This window comes from Amycolatopsis sp. M39 (assembly GCF_001651785.1).
GTDB lineage: Bacteria > Actinomycetota > Actinomycetes > Mycobacteriales > Pseudonocardiaceae > Amycolatopsis > Amycolatopsis rubida.
Genome location: NZ_LWSF01000004.1, coordinates 280,901 through 295,524 on the forward strand (window position 1 = coordinate 280,901; position 14,624 = coordinate 295,524).

The 14,624-nt window shown below is 69.9% G+C and carries 13 protein-coding genes and 1 pseudogene; 5 read left to right on the top strand and 9 right to left on the bottom strand.

What is annotated here, in order from left to right; translation table 11 throughout:
- Positions 1-184 precede the first annotated feature (184 nt).
- The gene (locus tag A4R44_RS11880) at positions 185-2,251 is read left to right on the top strand and encodes a PQQ-dependent sugar dehydrogenase (RefSeq protein WP_067579209.1); all 2,067 of its coding nucleotides are present in this window, start codon (positions 185-187) and stop codon (positions 2,249-2,251) included.
- A gap of 96 nt (positions 2,252-2,347) precedes the next feature.
- On the opposite strand, the gene A4R44_RS50215 is transcribed toward A4R44_RS11880, so the two are convergent.
- Both A4R44_RS50215 and A4R44_RS50220 read right to left on the bottom strand, forming a co-directional pair.
- A complete protein-coding gene (locus tag A4R44_RS50215) occupies positions 2,348-2,854 on the bottom strand; it encodes a tol-pal system YbgF family protein (protein WP_232791576.1) in 507 nt (168 codons plus the stop codon).
- Between the two features lie 78 nt (positions 2,855-2,932).
- The gene (locus A4R44_RS50220; protein ID WP_232791577.1) at positions 2,933-3,460 is read right to left on the bottom strand and encodes a helix-turn-helix domain-containing protein; all 528 of its coding nucleotides are present in this window, start codon (positions 3,458-3,460) and stop codon (positions 2,933-2,935) included.
- A gap of 125 nt (positions 3,461-3,585) precedes the next feature.
- Between A4R44_RS50220 and A4R44_RS11890 the strand changes: the two genes are divergently transcribed.
- Positions 3,586-3,852: a hypothetical protein gene (locus A4R44_RS11890; RefSeq protein WP_067579211.1), complete on the top strand. Its 267-nt coding sequence runs from the start codon at positions 3,586-3,588 to the stop codon at positions 3,850-3,852.
- Positions 3,853-4,843: 991 nt separating this feature from the next.
- Positions 4,844-5,089, top strand: coding sequence for a helix-turn-helix transcriptional regulator (locus tag A4R44_RS11895; RefSeq protein WP_095213288.1), 246 nt, complete (start codon positions 4,844-4,846; stop codon positions 5,087-5,089).
- Between the two features lie 250 nt (positions 5,090-5,339).
- Here the strand turns inward: A4R44_RS11895 and A4R44_RS11900 are convergent, their stop codons facing one another.
- The 5 genes and pseudogenes from A4R44_RS11900 to uvrC all read right to left on the bottom strand — a co-directional run bounded on the left by A4R44_RS11900 (position 5,340) and on the right by uvrC (position 11,976).
- On the bottom strand, positions 5,340-6,314 hold the full coding sequence (locus A4R44_RS11900) for an LLM class flavin-dependent oxidoreductase (protein WP_067579215.1): 975 nt from the start codon (positions 6,312-6,314) through the stop codon (positions 5,340-5,342).
- Positions 6,315-7,035: 721 nt separating this feature from the next.
- Positions 7,036-8,035, bottom strand: a pseudogene (whiA, locus tag A4R44_RS11905) (DNA-binding protein WhiA).
- A gap of 36 nt (positions 8,036-8,071) precedes the next feature.
- The gene (yvcK, locus tag A4R44_RS11910) at positions 8,072-9,034 is read right to left on the bottom strand and encodes a uridine diphosphate-N-acetylglucosamine-binding protein YvcK (RefSeq protein ID WP_067579216.1); all 963 of its coding nucleotides are present in this window, start codon (positions 9,032-9,034) and stop codon (positions 8,072-8,074) included.
- A gap of 1 nt (position 9,035) precedes the next feature.
- The gene (gene rapZ / locus A4R44_RS11915; protein ID WP_020658140.1) at positions 9,036-9,893 is read right to left on the bottom strand and encodes an RNase adapter RapZ; all 858 of its coding nucleotides are present in this window, start codon (positions 9,891-9,893) and stop codon (positions 9,036-9,038) included.
- A 52-nt stretch (positions 9,894-9,945) separates the two neighbouring features.
- Positions 9,946-11,976, bottom strand: coding sequence for an excinuclease ABC subunit UvrC (gene uvrC, locus A4R44_RS11920; RefSeq protein WP_093574336.1), 2,031 nt, complete (start codon positions 11,974-11,976; stop codon positions 9,946-9,948).
- Positions 11,977-12,145: 169 nt separating this feature from the next.
- On the opposite strand from uvrC, the gene A4R44_RS11925 reads away from it, so the two are divergent.
- Positions 12,146-12,862: a trypsin-like serine protease gene (locus tag A4R44_RS11925; RefSeq protein WP_067579220.1), complete on the top strand. Its 717-nt coding sequence runs from the start codon at positions 12,146-12,148 to the stop codon at positions 12,860-12,862.
- Between the two features lie 109 nt (positions 12,863-12,971).
- Entirely contained in the window at positions 12,972-13,757 is a 786-nt protein-coding gene (locus A4R44_RS11930; RefSeq protein ID WP_067579222.1) for an exodeoxyribonuclease III, read from the top strand.
- A 7-nt stretch (positions 13,758-13,764) separates the two neighbouring features.
- Here A4R44_RS11930 and A4R44_RS11935 read toward each other — a convergent pair whose 3' ends face one another.
- Positions 13,765-14,061 carry a group 1 truncated hemoglobin gene (locus A4R44_RS11935; RefSeq protein WP_232791578.1) on the bottom strand — a complete coding sequence of 99 codons (297 nt, stop codon included), beginning with the start codon at positions 14,059-14,061 and terminating at the stop codon, positions 13,765-13,767.
- Between the two features lie 115 nt (positions 14,062-14,176).
- A complete protein-coding gene (locus A4R44_RS11940; protein WP_067580137.1) occupies positions 14,177-14,623 on the bottom strand; it encodes a PH domain-containing protein in 447 nt (148 codons plus the stop codon).
- Between the last annotated feature and the right edge of the window lies 1 nt (position 14,624).

Sequence of the window (14,624 nt, forward strand, 5' to 3'; positions counted from 1 at the left end):
GGCTGCGGCTGCGGCTGCGGCTGCGGCTGCGGCTGCGGCTGCGGCTGCGGAGCGTAATGCCGCGATCGCACTATTGACACCGCACCTGCCGAGGGTGTGTGATCTGTCCCGATAAATAGGAAACTTTCCTAACGAAGACGTTCCTCCCGCCGCCGCCCCGATCCCCCTCAAGCAGGAGGCCCCCGTGGCACGACGCTCGACGTTGAGCGCGCTGTTCGCCGGCACCGCGCTCGGCTGCGCACTGCTGACCCCCGTGACCGCGACCGCGGCGACCGGGGATTACGAGTCCGAGGACGCGACGCTGTCGGCGGCCAAGATCGCCACGAACCACTCCGGCTACTCCGGCAAGGGATTCGTGGACTTCGGCAACCTCGTCGGCAGCTACGCCGACTACTCGGTCAACGCGGCCCAGGCCGGCACGCACACGCTGACTTTCCGCTATGCCAACGGAACCGCCGACGACCGGCCGATGAAGCTCGTGGTCGACGGCGGCGACAAGGGCACGGTTTCCTTCCCTGGCACCGGTTCCTGGACGACGTGGAAGACCGTCACTGCGACCGTGCAGCTCACCGCGGGCATCAACCACGTGCGCACCGTGTCGGCGTCCGCGAACGGCGGGCCCAACACCGACAAGCTCACCGACAGCTTCTCCGCCCCGTCCGACACCGAGCCGCCGACGCCGCCGAAGAACTTCCAGGCGTCGAACATCCGGCCCACCGCGGCCGATTTCCGCTGGGACGCGGCGACGGACAACGTCGGCGTCACGCGGTACGAGATCAACCGAGGCGGCAACACGCTGAAGGTCGTGGACGGCAAGACCACCTCGGCGACCGTCGACCAGCTGACGCCGAACACGTCGTACGACATCTCGGTGATCGCCTACGACGCAGCGGGCAACCCGTCCCAGCCGAGCAACGTCGTCGGTGTGAAGACCCCGCCCAGCGACGACAAAACCCCGCCGAGCGTGCCCGGTTCGCTCAAGGCGACCGGCAGCACCTCGGACAGTATTTCGCTGTCCTGGAAGCCTTCCACCGACGACAGCGGCTCGATCGCGGGCTACGACGTGTACCAGGGCGGCACCGTCGTCTCGACCACGTCGCAGACTTCGGCGACAGTCACCGACCTCAAGCCGAACACGTCCTACACGTTCACCGTGAAGGCGCGTGACCCCAACGGAAACGCCTCCGCGGCGAGCAACTCGGTCACCGCGAAGACCGCCAGCGACAGCGGTACCGGCGGCGGAATCCCGTCGTACGACAAGGACATCGCGAAGGTCGACCTCGGCTGGGCGGTCGGATTCCTGCCGAACGGCAACGCCCTGGCAACCGAGCGAGACCGGTTCGAACTGCTGCAGATCACCCCGGACGGCAAGAAGAAAACACTCGGCAAGATCCCCGGCGTAGTCACCACGAACGGCGAGGGCGGGCTGCTCGGGCTGGCGATTTCGCCGCGGTGGAACACCGACCACGCGGTGTACCTGTACCACACGTCGTCCAGCGACAACCGGATCGTGAAGGTCACCTACGACGGCACCACGCTGTCGAAGACCACCACGCCGGTGCTGACCGGCATGTCGAAGAACCAGTACCACAACGGCGGCCGGATCGCGTTCGGCCCGGACGGGAAGCTGTACGCCACCGTCGGCGACGCGAAGGTCAAGGCCAACGCGCAGAACAAGAGCTCGCTCAACGGCAAGATCCTGCGGCTCAACCCGGACGGTTCCGCGCCGAGCGACAACCCGTTCTACGCCACCGGCGGCAACGCGCGCTACGTCTGGAGCTACGGGCACCGCAACCCGCAGGGGCTCGCCTGGGATTCGCACGGGCGGCTGTGGTCGTCGGAGTTCGGCGAAAGCAGCCAGGACGAGCTGAACCTGATCCAGAAGGGCGGCAACTACGGCTGGTCGGCCTGCGAGGGCACGATCGGCGACTGCAAGGGGACGATCGCGCCGAAGAAGACGTGGCCGACCTCGCAGGCCGGGCCGTCGGGCATCGAAATCGTGAACGACTGGATCTACGTCGCGGCGGTGACCGGCAAGCAGCTGTTCGCGACGCAGATCAAGGGCGACAGCATCGGCACCGTGTCAGCGGTGTTCTCCGGCCGCTGGGGCCGGCTGCGCTCGGTGACCAAGACGCCGGACGGGCACCTCTGGGTGACCTCGACGAACAACGACAAGCTCGGCGGCACGCCGGACACCATCGACAACGTGGTGGTGCAGCTCAAGTTCCCCGGCGCGGCGCTCGCCGGATAAAGCCGCGGCGGGGGTGACCGGAGCGGCGCCGGTCACCCCTGCCCGGGCACCCCCTTTATTTTTGGGGGTCGCGAGCGCCTTGTCAGCTGGCTCCGGCTAGCTGACAAGGCGCTCGATCTCTTCCACCCGCCGGACGAGTCGAGCCGAATTCACGTCGGACACCGTTGTCCGCGCCTTCTCTATGACGCCGCGCGCAGCGTCCAGTTCGCCCGCCCGCACGTACGACTCGGCGAGCCACGTCCGGTAGAGGGCTACCTCGCGGGCGTGCTCCGCGTCGTAAGCGTCGATGGCGGTAGCGAGCAGCGGCGCGGCACTAGATGGGTCGCCTAGTTCGATGAGGCAGCGGCCTGCCATAACGTCGATCTCATCCCGGGACATCCAGTAGACCCAGTGCGGTTCTTCGGTGTTCGGTGAACGTTCCTCGAACGCATCGTCGACCGCGTCAAGCGCTCGTTGAGCCGCCTCGTGGTCGCGCGATCTCGCACTCGCCCACGCCACGCGCTCCAGCAGCAACGCCCGAACGACCGGCGGGGCACCGCGGGCACCGGCCACCGCGCTCTTCGCCAAGAGAGCCGCATCGGCCGGGTTTCCCACGTTCGCCATCTGGTACGACAGCGTCGACAGCAGCTGCCCGGCGAGCGCGCGATCTCCAGCGTCGTGCGCTGCGGAGACCCCGTCGAGCTAGATCCGCTGGGCTTCCAGGTAGTTGCCTGCGTCGCTCGCAACCCACCCGGCTAGCTGTGCCAGCTCGCCGACGACGACTCGAAGGCGTCGCCCGACCGGATCGGCATAGCTGCCGCACTTCACCGCCTCTGCTGTGTCGGCCAGCTCCCGGCGCACCACGGGGATGAGGTCCCCGCCGCCTACCGTGTCGTCGAGGTAACGGAGTTCGATCACCCGACGCTCCAGCTCCCCGACCAGGCTCTCCCCGACACGCCGCCCCGCCTTCTGGTGAAGCGCGGCAGGCGTGTCCGCCACCAGCCACTCGTGAGCGACGCGGAGCGGGTCCTGAGGAGCCCCGTACAGCGACTCGACCGCGACGTTGAGCGCGCGGGAATAGGCGATGACGTGCTCGGGCTTGACCGTGCGCGTCCCGCCTTCGAGCTGGGAGAGGTACGGCTTGCTGTAGTGGGTCTTCGAGGCCATCGCCGACAGGCTGAGACCCGCTGCCGTGCGCGCCGAACGCAGGCGCTCGCCCAGTTCGCTCATGCCGATCTCCGCAGCTTGCAAACTCTTGCAAACGGCTGACCCGTTCACATCACAGCCCGTAACGCCGAGGCTACCTGAGAACGGGGGCAACACGCCGAGCTGATCTGGGGAGAAGGTGACAGGCAGTGGAAGCGTGGACGGTGCAGCGACGCCACGGGCCGCACACGACGGAACTCACGTTGCGGGTCCACTCCGACCCGATCGCGGCGAACGGCCAGACGGCGCACCGTTATTGGAAGCGGGAGCTGGCCGACCCGTCGGTGCGGTGGCTGATTCCGTGGTGCTCGGCCGACGCCCCGTATCCGGAGCGGCACGAGCGCGGCGAGATCGACCTGACCGGGTTCGCCGATGCCGACTGGTGCCCCGGCTGCACCGGGCTGGACGCGCGGTGACCGCGGCCACTCCTCACGGCCAGAGCCACGTCTACCGGCGTCGCTATTACGCCGACGACGAGAACGAGGTCAACCCCCTGTACCTGTTCGCCGACTGGCCACGCCGGGAACCGGGCTTCGCCCGTCCCGCCCCGCCGACCGATCCGGATACGGCTCGTCTGCAAACCCCGCCGGGCACCAGCCGCACCGGAAGATCACCGGTGCCGCGAATGCGGCGAGTCCTTCTAGTCCTGCGGCACATAGCCCAGACGCCGCGACGTTCCCCCGACGACGACACGGCACCGGGTGCGCCCCGACAGGCGGGAGCGCGCGGCGGCGGCCTTCCCCCATCCTCCGGAGGCCGCCGCCCGTCCAGGAAGAGACCGGCACGGGTGGACGACGCTGACACCGGCAAGCGCAACGCCGACATGCTCGCCGCGTGGCGGGCAGGCACTTCACTCACCCAGATCGCCCGCGAGCAAGGTGAAAATCCGGCCGCACGGCGGACAGAACGCCATCGAGATCTCACCCCCGCTGACTCCCCGATCCCGCAAATAACCCCGACCCGATGCCGCCCGGCCGTCGCACTTCGCCCGACGGCCGGGCTATCGGGCTGCCCACGTTTTCCACGACGGAATGAGGACAGCCAGATGGCGAAAGACCAGCCCCGTAACACCGCGGGCAAAAGCCCAACCAGCCAAGTATCGGGGAAGGACAACCGAACGACTTCGCCCACGGAAAATAACCGCAGCCCGCAACCCCGGGCAGTCCAACCCGACCCTCCCAACCCGAAGCGGAAGCAGTAGACGTGCCGAATCGTCGCGAACATCGCGAGGCACGCAGCTGCATGGCCTCCGGTCGGGCAGGAAACCTGGTCTACGGCTCGCCAGCAAGCCGTCCGCCGCGCCAGCCGACCGGACCGACACACCCCGGCGGCAGCTACCGGTCGACTCAGTTCAAGTGGCTTCCCGACCCGCCGCCGGGAGACGACGAGCCGGAGTAGCCTCAGGCCATGCGGACAGCTCGTGAGATGGACAGGCTGGCGACGGTGTTCCTCATCGGCGGCACCGACGCCCGCTTCTCCGCTACGGACCTCCGGCGCGATACTGGCCTGAGCAACGCGCACATACTCCCGCTGCTGCAAACGATGAAGCAACGGGGCTGGATCGCACAAGAGTGGCCCGAATCGGATCCGACTCGGGCGCGGTGCGTCTACGTCCTCACCGAGCACGGCCGGGAAGAACTCTCGGACGACTAGTCAGAACGGGATTCCGCCCTGCCACGCGTCCACCTCCCTCGGGCGCGAGGCAGGGCGGTTCCATGTCTGCGGGCCAGTCGCGGTCGAGCTTGGCGAGCAGCACGACCCGACCGGGCGGAGGGCGCACGGGCGAGGCTCACCAGCTCGTCATACCGGCGATCGGAGCAAGGGCCACATGGGGTGTCATGCGATGGAGGCTGCCGGAAGGGGGTGCCCGACTCGGAGCGGCGCCGGTCACCCCTGCCGCACCTTATTCTTTCACCAGTTCGTAGCAGCGGATGCGCGCCTTCGCGTCGAAGACGGGGACCGTGATCATGATTTCGTCCGCGCCGGTTTGCTTCGCCAACTCCGCGAGCCGCGCTTGGACCTGCTCCCGCTCCCCGTATGCCTGCGCCGCGCGGAAGTGTTCGAGCTGCGGTGCCATCTCCGGCGCGAACTCGTACCCGGCTGCCTCTTCCGGCGTGAGCATCGGCTGGTCTCCCCCGCCGCCGGTGAGCAGGTGGGATTTGAGGACGTTCATCGGGCCGGAGAGATACTCGGCCTCAGCCTCGGTGTCCGCGCAGATCGTCTCGACGCACAACAGCACGTACGGCGTGGAACGCCACTTCGACGGCTGGAACTTCTCCCGGTAACGCTCCAGCGAGGGCGCGGTGTTATCCGGGCGGATGTGATGCGCGAACGCGATCGGCAACCCGCGCTCGGCCGCCACCTCCGCGCCCGCCGGGCTGGAACTGAGCAGCCACGGCTCCGGCACGGTCACTCCGCCCGGGAGCACCTTGTCACTGCCGAGATACTTCAGAAGCTCGTCGACGTCCGCGTGATAGTCGGCTTCCTGGGCCGGCTCGGCTCCGCGGCGCAACGCCCGGATGATGTCCGGATCGAGCGCGCCAGGCCCGCGGCCCACGCCGAGATCGACCCGGCCGCCGTTGAGCGCGGACAAGGTGCCGAACTGCTCAGCCAACGCGAACGGCGCGTGATTCGGCGCGAGAACCCCGCCGGACCCGACCCGGATCCGGGACGTCACCGCGCCCGCGTGCGCCGCGAGCACCTGCGGGGAGGCACTGGCGATGGCCGGGGAACCGTGATGCTCGGCAAACCAGAGCCTGCGGTAGCCGAGTTCGTCGACCCTGCGCGCGACCGCGGAGAGCGGTTCGAGCGCCGCGGTGGCCGACTGCCCGGCCTCGACCAGCGCGAGTTCAAGTGCGGAGAGCGGCAGATCGATCATGCCCCCTACGGTAGCGAACGCGGCGGTGTGGCGGGGGTGATTTGTCCACTGTGGACGAAGTCTTTGACGGCGAGGCCCGGAGCCGGGAGCGGGTCGGTTGGCGGGGTGCGGACACAGCGCAGCGCGGAAAACGCAGTGCGGGGCGGTGGGTGCTGCGGAAGACGCAGCGGAACGTTCGCGGAGCAAGGGATGGCACAGGGCTTGGCCAGTGCGACGGGGTTCTTCGGCAGGCGCACCCTCGTGAGACTCCCGCCACCGCTCGCTGAACGCGACTCCTCGCCCAGCCTCGCAGTTGGCGTCTCGGCGGGCGCTTCTCCCGCTCAGCCGCCGCAGCTGGTCCCGGCGGGCCGCTGAGCTGCAGCGCTCCGCCGGGCAACCTGAATCGTCGTGAGTGTGCATACCGGTTAGAACCGGCACGAACACTCACTAGACTCCCGCCGCCGCTCGGCCATGCCCCTGCGAGACCGCTGCTGGCCCAGCGGCCGACTGGCAATCCACCGCGAAGGCATGAGGCAGGCCGCCCCTTCCCCGCGCAGGCCGCCCTTCCCACGCAAGCCGCCCCTTCCCGCGCAAGCCGCCCTTCCCGCGCAGGTCGCCGCGACCGGGCGAAGCGGGCTGCCCGCTGAGGACGCCGCAGACCGGGACAGGCCGGCCGCCTCTCCCGCACATCACCGCGGCGGGGCTCAGCAATACCCTGGCCAGAACCCCGCCGACAGCCGCGTCAGGCTTCTTCTTCCAGCATTTCCGGGGTGACCGCCGATTCGGTGTCCGGGATGCTCAGCTCCTTCGCCCGCTTGTCCGCCATCGCGAGCAAACGCCGGATCCGCCCGGCCACTGCGTCTTTCGTCATCTGCGGGTCGGACAGCTGGCCCAGTTCCTCAAGCGACGCCTGGCGGTTCGACAGGCGCAGGCGGCCGGCGGCGAGCAGGTGGTCCGGGGCGGTGTCGCCCAGGATCTCCAAGGCGCGTTCCACCCGGGCGGCGGCGGCGACGGCGGCGCGGGCCGAGCGGCGCAGGTTCGCGTCGTCGAAGTTGGCGAGGCGGTTGGCGGTCGCCCGCACTTCGCGGCGCATCCGGCGTTCTTCCCACTGCAGCACGCTCGTGTGCGCGCCCAGACGGGTCAGCAGGGCACCGATGGCGTCACCGTCTCGGACTACGACCCGGTCCGCGCCCCGTACCTCCCGGGACTTCGCCTGGATGCCCATCCGCCGGGCCGCGCCGACCAGGGCCAAGGCCGCTTCCGGACCGGGGCAGGTCACTTCCAGGGAGGACGAGCGGCCCGGTTCGGTCAGCGAGCCGTGGGCCAGGAAGGCGCCGCGCCAGGCTGCTTCGGCGTCGGCCACTCCGCCGGACACCACGGCGGCGGGCAGGCCTCGCACGGGGCGGCCGCGCTGGTCGATCAAGCCAGTCTGGCGCGCCAGGCCTTCGCCGTCCTTCACCACGCGCACGACGTACCGCGTCCCCTTGCGCAGGCCGCCGCTCGCGGTGATCACGTGCACGTCCGAATGATGTCCGTACAGCTCGTGGATCTCCTTGCGCAGCCGCCGCGCGACCGATCCCNACCGATCCCGTGTCCAGCTCCGCTTCGACCACCACCCGGCCGGCCACGATGTGCAGCCCGCCCGCGAAGCGAAGCAGCGACGCGACCTCCGCCCGGCGCGGCCCGATCTTCGTGATCTCGAGCCGGCTCAGTTCGTCTTTCACCGCGGCGGTCATCGCCATGTACTGCCCCTCCTGCCTTTCGCTGCGCGCCCGCCGTCACCCACAGTGCTCCCCGCCGAGGCCGAGTGCCTCTCGCATGCACTGGGCGAGCGCACCAGGATCATGCCGTCCCGCCACGACCGGGTCGGCCACCGCCCCCAGGCAGGCCCTGGCTCCGAGGCGTTCGGCCGCGCGGCGCAGGCTTGCCGGGTCAGGGACGGAATCACGGTCCGCGACGACGGCGTCGACCCGCAGCGCGGGCGCGTGCTCGAAGAGTACGTCCAGATGCCGCTCCGGGGAGAATCCGCCGGTTTCCCCCGGTTGGGGGACAAGATTCAGCACGACGACCTTCGTCGCCGTCGTGCGCACGAGCGCGTCGTGCAGATCCGGGACCAGCACGTGCGGCAGCACGCTGGTGAACCACGAGCCGGGGCCGAGGAACACGACGTCCGCCTCCAGCACCGCCTCGATCGCCTCCGCGCAGCCGCGCGGCGGGCGTTCCTGGCGTCCGGCCGGGTGCAGCGTGATGCGGTGCACCTGGCCGGGCGTGCTGGCGACCGCGACCTGGCCGCGGATGCGCCGGATCGCGTCCGGGTCCTCGCTGTCCAGGCCGCTGACCTCGCCCTCGATCTCCAGCGGCTCCGGCGACATCGGCAGCACCCGGCCGGAGATGCCCATCAGCCCGCTCGCCTCGTCGAGCGCGGCCACCGGGTCGCCGAGCACCTCGAACAGCCCGGCGAGCAGCAGGTTGCCGACCGCGTGCCCGGCGAGCGCGCCGTCGCCGCCGAAACGGTGCTGGAACACCTCCGCCCACAGCCGCCCGCCGTCCTCGGCGGCGAAGGCGGCGAAGGCCTGGCGCAGGTCGCCCGGCGGCAGCAGCCCCAATTCGCGGCGCAGCCTGCCGGACGACCCGCCGTCGTCGGCCACCGTCACCACCGCCGTGACGGCGCGGGTGATCCGCCGGAGCGCGGTCAGCGTCGCATGAAGCCCGTGTCCTCCGCCCAGCGCCACCGCGCGCACGTCACTCCCGGCCAAGATCCCGGTGCACCACCTTTACTGCCATGCCGTCCTCATTGGACAGTCGCTGGGCGAGTTCCTCGGAGATCGCGACGCTGCGGTGCTTGCCGCCGGTGCAGCCGACCGCGAGCGTCAGGTACCGCTTGCCCTCGCGCTTGTAGCCCGCGCCGATGAGCCGCAGCAGCTGGTGGTAGCGGTCGAGGAATTCCTCGGCGCCTTCCTGCGACAGCACGTAATTGCGCACCTCGCCGTCGAGGCCGGTGTGCTCGCGCAGCTCCGGGATCCAGAACGGGTTCGGCAGGAACCGCACGTCCATCACCAGGTCGGCGTCCATCGGCAAACCGTACTTGTAGCCGAAGGACAGCACGGTGACACGGGTCTGCGTGCTGGCCTCGGAACCGAACGCGTCCTCGATCTTCGCGCGCAGGTCGTGCACCGACAGCGCGGACGTGTCGAGCACCAGGTCGGCCTCCTCGCGCAGCGGCGAAAGCAGCTTGCGCTCGGCGGTGATGCCGTCGGCGAGCCTGCCGTCGCCCTGCATCGGGTGGCCGCGGCGGACCGATTCGAAGCGGCGCACCAGCACCGCGTCGGTAGCCTCCAGGAACAGCACGCGCGGCTTGTACCCGCGCGCGTCCAGGTCCTTGATGACCGAGGCCAGGTCGTCGGTGAACGCGCGGGAGCGCACGTCCATCACCACCGCCACCTTCGTGATCGCCCCCCGCGCCTGCGCGCCGAGCTCGACCATGGTGGCGATCAGCTCCGGCGGCAGGTTGTCGACCACGAACCAGCCGAGGTCCTCCAGGCATTTGGCCGCCGTGGAGCGGCCCGCGCCGGACAGGCCGGACACGACCGCGACCTCCATCCCGCTGCCCCGTTTTTCCTCTTCCGCACTCACGTCTGCGCTTCCTTCCCGATCACGACCCCTGGTCCCCTCCCGGCACTGCCTGCGGCGCGGCGCCGGTCTCCCCGGCCAGCGCCGCCACCACGGCCTCGGCAGTGCGCCTGCCGAAACCGGGCACCGCTTCGATTTCCTCGACCCGGGCCTGTTTGAGCTTCTTCACCGAGCCGAAGTGCTTGATCAGCGCGGTGCGCCGAGCCTGCCCGAGTCCGGGCACACTGTCCAATTCGGACGTCTGCATGCGCTTGGCGCGCTTTTCGCGGTGGTAGCGAATGGCGAACCGGTGCGCCTCGTCGCGCAGCCGCTGCAGCAGATACAGCGCGTCGGACGTGCGCGGGAGGATCATCGGGTCCGGTTCCGCCGGCAGCCACACCTCTTCGAGCCGCTTCGCGAGCCCGACGACGGCGATGTCGGTGATGCCCAGTTCGGCGAGCACGTCCGCGGCCGCGGTGGCCTGCGGGCCCGCGCCGTCGACGACCAGCAGGTTCGGCGGGTACGCGAACTTGCGCGGGCGGCCGGTCTCCGGGTCGATCCCGGCGCGCACCGGCCGGACTGCCTCCTCCCCTGCTTCCTCGACGGTCTCGTCAGCGGTTTCCGTTGTCTCAGCCGCGTTTTCGGCCGTTTCCTTGAGATAGCGGTGGAATCGCCGCCGCACGACCTCGGCGATGGACGCGACGTCGCCCTCGGTCGCCGCCTCCCGCAGCGCGAACTTGCGGTACTCGGACTTGCGCGGCAGCCCGTCCTCGAACACCACCAGCGACGCCACGACGTCGCTGCCCTGGATGTGGCTGATGTCGATGCATTCGATGCGCAGCGGCGCGCTGTCGAGCGCGAGGTAGTCCTGAAGCTCCTGCAGCGCCGCCGACCGCGCGGTGAGATCGCCCGCGCGGCGCAGTTTGTGCTGGGTGAACGCTTCCTTGGCGTTGCGCTCCACCGTTTCCGCGAGCGCCTTCTTGTCGCCGCGCTGCGCCACCCGCAGCCGCACCCGCGACCCGCGCAGGCCGGACAGCCACTCGGCGACCGCGTCGGCGTCGGCGGGCAGCTCCGGCACCAGCACCTCGCGCGGGACGACCGGACCGGCCTCGACGTCGTCGCGGCCCACGCGGTCGGATTCCTCGCCGTAGAACTGGGTGAGGAAGTGGTCGACCAGCGCCGGGACGTCCATTTCCTCGGCCTTGTCGATCACCCAGCCGCGCTGCCCGCGCACGCGCCCGCCGCGCACGTGGAACACCTGGACGGCGGCCTCCAGTTCGTCGTGCGCGAAGGCGACGAGATCGGCGTCCGTGCCGTCGCCGAAGACCACGGCTTGCTTCTCCATCGCACGTCGCAACGCGCCCAGATCGTCCCGCAGCCGTGCGGCTCGCTCGAACTCCAGCTCCTCGGAAGCGGCGGCCATCTCGCGTTCGAGCCGCTTCATCATCGCGTCCGTGCGGCCGGCGAGGAAGTCGCAGAAGTCCTCGACGATCGCCCGGTGCTCGTCCGCCGACACCCGGCCGACGCACGGAGCCGAGCACTTGTCGATGTAGCCGAGCAGGCACGGCCGCCCGATCTGCCCGTGCCTGCGGAAGACTCCGGCGGAACAGGTGCGAGCGGGGAAAACGCGCAGGAGAAGATCGAGCGTCTCGCGGATCGCCCACGCGTGCGCGTACGGCCCGAAGTAGCGGACGCCCTTCTTGCGCGCGCCGCGGTAGACGTGCAGCCGGGGGTACTCCTCGTTCATCGTGACCGCGAGGACCGGATAGCTCTTGTCGTCCCGGTAGCGGACGTTGAACCGCGGGTCGAATTCCTTGATCCAGTTGTACTCCAGCTGGAGCGCCTCGACCTCGGTCCCGACGACGGTCCATTCGACGCTCGCCGCGGTGGTGACCATCTGCCGCGTGCGCGGATGAAGGCCGGACAGGTCGGCGAAGTACGAGTTCAGCCTGCTGCGCAGGCTCTTCGCTTTGCCGACGTAGATGACCCGCTTGGCGTCGTCGCGGAACTTGTACACGCCAGGCGAGTCCGGGATGCTCCCCGGCTGAGGTCGGTAGGTGGTCGGATCAGCCACGTGCCCCACTGTATGGCGAGGGCCCGACAGTTTCGGTGAGACCCCTGGGCAGAGCCGCCTGCCGCCGATCCGAATGTTCAGGACGTTTCCGACGTTCGTCGGTTCCTGGCCGGTGAGTGCGCGATTACGTTCGGTTTTCCCGAGATCCCCTCCCCGAAGGAAACCCGCCATGCGTACCCGTTTCGCCGCCGCAGCCCTCACCGCTGCCGCGGCGCTCTCGTTCGCCGTTCCCAGCGCCGCCGCCGCGGCCGAACCGAGCATCATCGGCGGCAGCACCGCGCCGTCGGTCAGCTGGGGCGCGCAGGTCTACGTCAACACGCCCGGCCGTGACTTCCAGGGCTTCAACTGCTCCGGCACGGTCATCGCCCCGGACTGGGTGATGACCGCGGTGCACTGCCTCGACCAGGACAGCTCCGGCATGTTCGTCCGAGTCGGCACGAACACCCTCTACGGCGGCACCAAGATCGCCGTCGACCGCGAAGAGCAGTCCCCCAACGGCGACATCGCGCTGCTGCACCTCGCGCAGTCCACGTCGGCGGGCCCGATCTCGCTCGGCAGCTCCGACCCGTCCAACGGCAGCACCAACCAGCTCTACGGCTGGGGCCGCACCACGCCGAGCGGACCGCCCGCGTCGGCGCTGAAGGTGGCGAACGTCAAGGTGACCGGCCGGTCGACGGATGCCTACGGCGGCCGCGCGATCCAGAGCGTCGGCATCGACGGCTCAGCGTGGAAGGGCGACTCCGGCGGACCGGAACTGTCCGGCGGCGCGCAGGTCGGCGTCGCGTCGACGGTGCAGAACCAGAGCGGTTCGAACACCCGCGGCACCAACAACTACGCGAGCGTCGCTTCGAGCCGCTCGTGGATCCGGAGCACCGCGGGCGTGTGACGTTCCCGGTCCGGGCGGGTCGTTCGCGGACCCGCCCGGACCGCCGCGGAACCGCGCTGCCGTACCGTGGTTTGGCCCGCCCGCCGACCGCTCAGGGAGCGCACCCGCCATGTCTGTCCGCGTCGCCACCTGGAACGTCAACTCGATCGTTCCCCGCCTGCCCCGCGTGCTCGACTGGCTCGACAGCACCGCGCCGGACGTGCTGTGCCTGCAGGAACTCAAGAACACCACCGAAGCCTTCCCCGCCGAGGAGATCGCCGCGCGCGGGTACGAGATCGCGGCCTACGGGCTCGGCCGGTGGAACGGGGTCGCGATCCTTTCGAAAATCGGACTGGACGACGTGGTGCGCGGCCTGCCCGGCGAGCCCGGCTTCGACGGGCGGGCCGAAGCCCGTGCGATCGGCGCGACGTGCGGCGGGATCCGGATCTGGTCGGTGTACGTGCCGAACGGGCGCGAGCCGGAAAACCCGCACTACGCCTACAAACTGACGTGGCTGGAGAAGCTGCGCGTCCTGGTCGCCGAGGAGCTGGCGCGGGACCGGCCGTTCGCGGTGCTCGGCGATTTCAACGTGGCGCCCGCCGACGAAGACGTCTGGGACATCTCGGTGTTCGCCGATTCCACGCACGTCACCGAACCGGAACGGGCCGCGCTGAAGAAACTGCGCGACGAGGGGCTTTCGGACGTCTTCCCCCGCCCGCTGAAGTACGAGCACCCGTTCACCTACTGGGACTACCGCGGCGGAAACTTCCCCAACAACAGGGGAATGCGGATCGACCTGGTGTACGCGAACGACGCGTTCGCCAAGGCGGTCACGGATTCCTATGTGGACCGCAATGCCCGCAAGGGCAAGGGTCCCTCGGACCACGCGCCGATCGTGGTGGATCTGGAGCGCTGAGCGCGGGTCACGCGGGCGCGACGACATCGTCGGCCAGCGGAGCGACCGCGCCGACGATCGCGTCCACGGCGGGCTGCGGCACGCCCGCCGCGAGCAGCGCTTCGATCAGGTATTTCGCGACCAGGTCGAAGTGCCGCCGCTCGATGCCGCGGCCGCGATGGACCTCTTTCATCGTGCAACCGCGGTGCTCGTGCGGGCCGCCGAGCGCGGCGGCGAAGAACTCCACCTGCCCTTGAGCCGCGGCAGGCTCGTGCCGAGGAAGAACGGCGCGAGGTCCGGGCCCGCGAGGGGAGAAGTCGTCCACTGACGAGACCGTCCTCGCCGCCGATCTGCTCGTAAATGCGCGTCATGGCGCACCAGCGAAGCGGCACCGCATTTCGGCGCGTGTCGCGGCCGTCACCAGCGAGCTGGCAAGAACTTCACGCTCCGGTGGCGGCCCGGTGCAGCTTCCGCAGCGCGCGCACCGCGGTCACCGCGCGTTCGCGGTCCACCGCCTGCACCGCCATCACCGAGAAGTACTCGTCGTCCGGCAGTTCCAGCCGCGCCCACGAGGCACCGTCCGGGAAGCTGATCGACAGCACCTGATCCCAGGTGAACACCCGCCGCGCCAGCACGTTGCGGACCTCGATGCCGGTGGCGTCCGCGCGGACGCGGGCGTTGCCGAACAGCATCGTGCCCGCCGACAGCGCGACGCCGATGCCGATCATCGCGATCTGGTCCGACGCCTCGAACACGACGCCGGTGTGCGAGCTGCGCAGCAGGACCGCCACCACGACGAACGCCGCGAGCAGCGCCACCGCCAGCACGCTGCACATGACCAGCGCCCGGCGCGGCCGGATCACGAGGGTGGTCTGCTGCTCGGTCATC

Excerpts from the sequence above, each read along its gene's own strand:
- A4R44_RS50215 (WP_232791576.1), bottom strand. The coding sequence starts at position 2,854 with ATGGCGAACGTGGGAAACCCGGCCGATGCGGCTCTCTTGGCGAAGAGC.
- A4R44_RS50220 (WP_232791577.1), bottom strand. The coding sequence starts at position 3,460 with ATGAGCGAACTGGGCGAGCGCCTGCGTTCGGCGCGCACGGCAGCGGGT.
- A4R44_RS11895 (WP_095213288.1), top strand. The coding sequence starts at position 4,844 with ATGCGGACAGCTCGTGAGATGGACAGGCTGGCGACGGTGTTCCTCATC.
- A4R44_RS11900 (WP_067579215.1), bottom strand. The coding sequence starts at position 6,314 with ATGATCGATCTGCCGCTCTCCGCACTTGAACTCGCGCTGGTCGAGGCC.
- rapZ (WP_020658140.1), bottom strand. The coding sequence starts at position 9,893 with ATGGAGGTCGCGGTCGTGTCCGGCCTGTCCGGCGCGGGCCGCTCCACG.
- A4R44_RS11925 (WP_067579220.1), top strand. The coding sequence starts at position 12,146 with ATGCGTACCCGTTTCGCCGCCGCAGCCCTCACCGCTGCCGCGGCGCTC.
- A4R44_RS11930 (WP_067579222.1), top strand. The coding sequence starts at position 12,972 with ATGTCTGTCCGCGTCGCCACCTGGAACGTCAACTCGATCGTTCCCCGC.
- A4R44_RS11940 (WP_067580137.1), bottom strand. The coding sequence starts at position 14,623 with ATGACCGAGCAGCAGACCACCCTCGTGATCCGGCCGCGCCGGGCGCTG.